This is a genomic window from Streptomyces sp. NPDC028635, assembly GCF_040637635.1.
GTDB lineage: Bacteria > Actinomycetota > Actinomycetes > Streptomycetales > Streptomycetaceae > Streptomyces.
In genome coordinates, this window is sequence record NZ_JBEZWX010000089.1 from 1 (window position 1) to 2,469 (window position 2,469).

2 rRNA genes are annotated in these 2,469 nt (G+C 58.2%); both read right to left on the bottom strand.

Going from position 1 to position 2,469, the window contains the following annotated elements:
• Positions 1 to 632, bottom strand: a 23S ribosomal RNA gene (locus tag AB0E88_RS35730); the annotation flags it as partial.
• Positions 633 to 938: 306 nt separating this feature from the next.
• Positions 939 to 2,464: ribosomal RNA gene (locus AB0E88_RS35735) — 16S ribosomal RNA — on the bottom strand.
• Positions 2,465 to 2,469: the final 5 nt, after the last annotated feature.

The window sequence follows — 2,469 nt, forward strand, 5'->3', positions numbered from 1 at the left end:
TCCGACGCTCCCACGGCTTGTAGGCACACGGTTTCAGGTACTATTTCACTCCCCTCCCGGGGTACTTTTCACCATTCCCTCACGGTACTATCCGCTATCGGTCACCAGGGAATATTTAGGCTTAGCGGGTGGTCCCGCCAGATTCACACGGGATTTCTCGGGCCCCGTGCTACTTGGGTGTCTCTCAAACGAGCCGCTGACGTTTCGACTACGGGGGTCTTACCCTCTACGCCGGACCTTTCGCATGTCCTTCGCCTACATCAACGGTTTCTGACTCGTCTCACAGCCGGCAGACTGTGAAAGAGAGATCCCACAACCCCGCATGCGCAACCCCTGCCGGGTCTCACACGCATACGGTTTGGCCTCATCCGGTTTCGCTCGCCACTACTCCCGGAATCACGGTTGTTTTCTCTTCCTGAGGGTACTGAGATGTTTCACTTCCCCTCGTTCCCTCCACACTGCCTATGTGTTCAGCAGTGGGTGACAGCCCATGACGACTGCCGGGTTTCCCCATTCGGAAACCCCCGGATCAAAGCCTGGTTGACGACTCCCCGGGGACTATCGCGGCCTCCCACGTCCTTCATCGGTTCCTGGTGCCAAGGCATCCACCGTGCGCCCTTAAAAACTTGGCCACAGATGCTCGCGTCCACTGTGCAGTTCTCAAACAACGACCAGCCACCCATCACCCCGAACCAACCGGTTCGAGTGCACTGGGGCCGGCACTGAGGGATAAAACCGCACCCTCAGATACCCAACAGCGTGCCCGGCCAGGTCCCGTCCGATGATCATGCGTTCCACGCTCTTACGAGCAGTACTGGCAGCCACCGACCCGAGGGCCTGACCGAATAGTCAACGTTCCACCCATGAGCAACCAGCATCAGACATTCGCTGATGTACTGGCCTCTGACCGAGCGGACTCGGTAAGAAGTGCTCCTTAGAAAGGAGGTGATCCAGCCGCACCTTCCGGTACGGCTACCTTGTTACGACTTCGTCCCAATCGCCAGTCCCACCTTCGACAGCTCCCTCCCACAAGGGGTTGGGCCACCGGCTTCGGGTGTTACCGACTTTCGTGACGTGACGGGCGGTGTGTACAAGGCCCGGGAACGTATTCACCGCAGCAATGCTGATCTGCGATTACTAGCGACTCCGACTTCATGGGGTCGAGTTGCAGACCCCAATCCGAACTGAGACCGGCTTTTTGAGATTCGCTCCACCTCACGGTATCGCAGCTCATTGTACCGGCCATTGTAGCACGTGTGCAGCCCAAGACATAAGGGGCATGATGACTTGACGTCGTCCCCACCTTCCTCCGAGTTGACCCCGGCGGTCTCCTGTGAGTCCCCATCACCCCGAAGGGCATGCTGGCAACACAGAACAAGGGTTGCGCTCGTTGCGGGACTTAACCCAACATCTCACGACACGAGCTGACGACAGCCATGCACCACCTGTACACCGACCACAAGGGGGGCACTATCTCTAATGCTTTCCGGTGTATGTCAAGCCTTGGTAAGGTTCTTCGCGTTGCGTCGAATTAAGCCACATGCTCCGCCGCTTGTGCGGGCCCCCGTCAATTCCTTTGAGTTTTAGCCTTGCGGCCGTACTCCCCAGGCGGGGAACTTAATGCGTTAGCTGCGGCACCGACGACGTGGAATGTCGCCAACACCTAGTTCCCACCGTTTACGGCGTGGACTACCAGGGTATCTAATCCTGTTCGCTCCCCACGCTTTCGCTCCTCAGCGTCAGTAATGGCCCAGAGATCCGCCTTCGCCACCGGTGTTCCTCCTGATATCTGCGCATTTCACCGCTACACCAGGAATTCCGATCTCCCCTACCACACTCTAGCTAGCCCGTATCGACTGCAGACCCGAGGTTAAGCCTCGGGCTTTCACAATCGACGTGACAAGCCGCCTACGAGCTCTTTACGCCCAATAATTCCGGACAACGCTTGCGCCCTACGTATTACCGCGGCTGCTGGCACGTAGTTAGCCGGCGCTTCTTCTGCAGGTACCGTCACTTTCGCTTCTTCCCTGCTGAAAGAGGTTTACAACCCGAAGGCCGTCATCCCTCACGCGGCGTCGCTGCATCAGGCTTTCGCCCATTGTGCAATATTCCCCACTGCTGCCTCCCGTAGGAGTCTGGGCCGTGTCTCAGTCCCAGTGTGGCCGGTCGCCCTCTCAGGCCGGCTACCCGTCGTCGCCTTGGTGAGCCGTTACCTCACCAACAAGCTGATAGGCCGCGGGCTCATCCTTCACCGCCGGAGCTTTCCAGCCCCCAAGATGCCTTGGGAACTCGTATCCGGTATTAGACCCCGTTTCCAGGGCTTGTCCCAGAGTGAAGGGCAGATTGCCCACGTGTTACTCACCCGTTCGCCACTAATCCCCACCGAAGTGGTTCATCGTTCGACTTGCATGTGTTAAGCACGCCGCCAGCGTTCGTCCTGAGCCAGGATCAAACTCTCCGTGAATGTTT